Genomic DNA, 3,692 nt, shown 5'->3' on the forward strand with positions numbered 1-3,692 from the left:
TTGGAGAAGCCCGCACTGTAACGGTACTCCGTTCAGTGTCGGGAGTCGTCACTAAAGGTTTCTACTGCTACGTTAAAAACTCGATTATTTAATAAAGTAGGATTGGGTACGGTTTCAATTGGTTGTGGTACTTTAGTTGTTAAGGTTCGCAGGCGAGCAACTTCAATTTTTTGTTTTTGCAGTACAATTGATTTTATTAATTTTTTATTCAAAGACCTTTGTTGATGTCGCCTAAAACTAGCTGAAAAATCAATATACTTTTGAACACTATGACTATTCAGCAAACAATCTTTATATAAAAAGGGATAACGCCCTAATAAATCTCCTAAAAATTTTGGTTTGACAGCAGCAGAAGATTGACCTGGATTAGTGATACGAATCAATCTTACTAATTTTAAGTATTCAGTGGTCTGAGAAAAGTTTTGACTCTCTTCTTGCCATCTTGCGATAAAGTCTTGTTGTTGTATCTGATAAATATTGAGTTTTTTGAATAAATCTAATAAATCAAAAACTACGGACTTAGTTTCTTCCCTAACTATCCAATGAGCTATACAAATTTGACAGAGACGATTAAAAAATGATAAACAATTTACTTTTGCTGTTGGGGAGTAAACTAAATGCTTAACCATTCCTAAAACTTCGGCATCAGGGTAGTTTTTAGTTTCCACTAATAGCAGTCTTATTTTTTCTAATACCTGGCGACTAGGTCTTGTTTCTATCAGTTCTACAAAATATTTATAGAGACTGTCATCCATCATTATGGTTGCTTCAGATACATAGCCGAATGTGTCAAATGCTTTTTGATTCCTCACCATGTTACTAACTTAAATTGACTTAACTTCAGCCAATTATTGGTGTAATTGCTGATTAACTCAAGGAAAAAAATCATCTGGGTCGGGTGATTTTTTCTATTGACGTTAATTAAAAATCATGATAGCTTCTCAAGCTAGTTAACTAATCGTTGTGTCTCTGTTTGTAATCCCTCAAACTTTCATTAATTGTTGAAGCGATCGCACTCAGGCTCAACCAAAAAACTCACTAAAGTTATGTGATTAGTTTGATTGACATTTATCATTCATTATGGTGTGGGCAATAGTGTCAACCTCAGTTGAACATAAGTAAATTTATACAGAACTTGCGAAAATCAGTAGTCTCAAACACCTATGATCTCGTAACAAAAGATTCAACTCCTAACACCGAACTCAGGTTATCAGTATTCTCCCATAAATAAGGGGAGGTTTCAGGGTAATCTAGAAGGTATGGCAGTTGAGGTCTGGGTGTTTAAACAAGGTTAGTTCTCCTCTCGTAAGTAAATATACCTTCAATAATCACTTGCCTTTGCTATTACTCATCACAACCACAGAGAATAAAAATTATAATGGCTCATCCTCTATACCTTGCATTTATTTGGCATCAACACCAACCCTTATATAAATCCCGTGAAGCAATTGATGATCCCAATGGACAGTACCGTATGCCTTGGGCGCGTCTCCATGGCGTGAAAGATTATTTAGACCTAATTCTTGTTTTAGAGGAATTTCCGAAGCTACATCAAACAGTTAACTTGGTGCCTTCTTTAATTCTACAGTTGGAAGATTATAGCCGAGGAAAGGCACTCGATCGCTATATGGCCTTAACTTTAACCTCTGCGATCGATTTAACAGACGAAGATAAAGGATTCATTTTTGACCATTTTTTTGATGCTCACCATCGCACCTTAATCGATCCCTATTATCGCTATTCTGAGTTGAATATGCAAAAGCACGATAAAGGTCGAGAATGGTGTTTTGAAAACTGGACAGTCCATGATTATAGTGACCTTTTAGCGTGGCATAACCTTGCTTGGATTGACCCTATTTTCAGGGAAAAAGATCCTGAAATTGCGGCCTGGTTTGAACAAGGAAAAGGCTTTTCTTTAGAAGATCGTAAGAAAATTATTGCTAAACATCGGGAAATTATCGGCAAAATCATCCCCCAACACAAAAAAATGCAGGATTCGGGGCAGTTAGAACTGATGACAACCCCCTACACTCACCCCATTCTCCCTTTGCTTGCGGATACAGACTCGGGACAAGTAGCTATTCCTGAGATGGGTTTACCAGAAAAACGTTTCCAATACCCCCAAGATATTCCCTGTCATCTCCGTAAAGCCAAACAGATGTACGTCGATCGCTTTGGTTGTCAACCGAAAGGACTCTGGCCTTCCGAACAGTCTGTTAGCCCTGCTATTTTACCCTACGTTGCCCAAGAAAAATTTAACTGGTTGTGTTCTGATGAATCGGTTTTGGGCTGGAGTGTGGAACATTATTTTTATCGCGACGAAACAGGGAACGTTTGCGATCCCCACAGAATGTATCTTCCCTATCGTCTGGAAACAGAATACGGAGATTTAGCGATTGTTTTCCGTGATCACCGTTTATCAGATTTAATCGGTTTTAGTTATAGTGGCATGGAACCCCGTCAGGCTGCCTCTGATTTTCTGGGACATTTACAGGCCATTTCTCGTTCTTTGGTAGAACGTCAAGAAAGCGAAGTAACCACCCTCGAAGATCCTTGGTTAGTTACCATTGCCTTAGATGGGGAAAATTGTTGGGAATACTATCCCGATGATGGCTTACATTTCCTCAGAGCATTATATTCTCAGTTAAGCGAGGTTGATGATATAGAATTGGTGACGGTTTCTGAGTTTATTGAGAAGTTTCCCCCGAAAGCAGAAATTCCCGCTCATAAGTTACATAGCGGTTCCTGGGTAGATGGTAGCTTCAGCACTTGGATCGGTGATCCCGTGAAAAATAAGGCTTGGGACCTATTAACGGAGGCTCGGGACATGATGGCGAAACATCCTGAAGCCACCGAACAAAGTAACCCCGAAGCTTGGGAAGCTTTATACGCGGCCGAGGGATCGGACTGGTGTTGGTGGTTTGGGGAAGGTCATTCTTCTAGTCATGGAGCTTTGTTTGATGAACTGTACCGCGAACATTTACGGGGGGTTTATTCCGCGCTCGGTGAACCCATTCCTGATAATCTCTATAAACCTTTAGACGACCATACCAAGAAAGGCGATCGCTCTCCGGAAAGCTTTATTCAACCGGTGATCGATGGTTATGTCGACGAACAAGACTGGGAAAAGGCTGGACGCATCGAAATCGGTGGATCTACCGGAACAATGCACAAAGCAAGTACGGTACAGCGTATTTATTACGGTACGGATCATCTTAATTTTTATCTACGGTTTGATGTGAAAATGGGATCGCAACCTGGCCGAGATTTACCCAATGAGTTACATTTACTCTGGTATTACGCCGATACTGAGGTATTTACCAGTTCAGTTCCTTTGGCGGATGTTCCAGACGAAGCGCCGGTTAATTACACTTTCCATCATCATGTGGGTATTAATTTGGTTTCTCAGTCAGCTTGGTTACAACAAGCTTGGCATAGCAACGACTGGCATCCGAAAAATCACCGCATTCAGGTAGCTTTTAATCAATGTTTAGAAATTGCCGTTCCTTGGAGTGATCTACACCGGGAACCGGATGCTTGGTTACAGTTAGTGGCTATATTTGCTGATCATGGTAAGTTCCGTAGCTTTTTACCTGAAAATCAATTACTAGCTTTGAAAGTTCCCTAAAGATGGGTTAAGGTATCTTCTCAAAAAGCCAGGGGTCACTCGCTGCGAAAACTTAGGCCAAACA

The 3,692-nt window shown here is 40.3% G+C and carries 2 protein-coding genes; one reads left to right on the top strand and one right to left on the bottom strand.

The genetic code is table 11. From position 1 onward, the window contains the following. Positions 1-32: 32 nt before the first annotated feature. A complete protein-coding gene (locus tag P9B04_RS16925; RefSeq protein ID WP_342056153.1) occupies positions 33-815 on the bottom strand; it encodes a hypothetical protein in 783 nt (260 codons plus the stop codon). Positions 816-1,378: 563 nt separating this feature from the next. On the opposite strand from P9B04_RS16925, the gene P9B04_RS16930 reads away from it, so the two are divergent. Beyond that, on the top strand, positions 1,379-3,628 hold the full coding sequence (locus tag P9B04_RS16930) for a glycoside hydrolase (RefSeq protein ID WP_342056154.1): 2,250 nt from the start codon (positions 1,379-1,381) through the stop codon (positions 3,626-3,628). The last annotated feature ends 64 nt before the right edge of the window (positions 3,629-3,692 follow it).

Origin of the sequence: Crocosphaera sp. Alani8, from assembly GCF_038442745.1 — a bacterium.
Taxonomy (GTDB): domain Bacteria; phylum Cyanobacteriota; class Cyanobacteriia; order Cyanobacteriales; family Microcystaceae; genus Crocosphaera.

Excerpts from the sequence above, each read along its gene's own strand:
- P9B04_RS16925 (WP_342056153.1), bottom strand. The coding sequence starts at position 815 with ATGGTGAGGAATCAAAAAGCATTTGACACATTCGGCTATGTATCTGAA.
- P9B04_RS16930 (WP_342056154.1), top strand. The coding sequence starts at position 1,379 with ATGGCTCATCCTCTATACCTTGCATTTATTTGGCATCAACACCAACCC.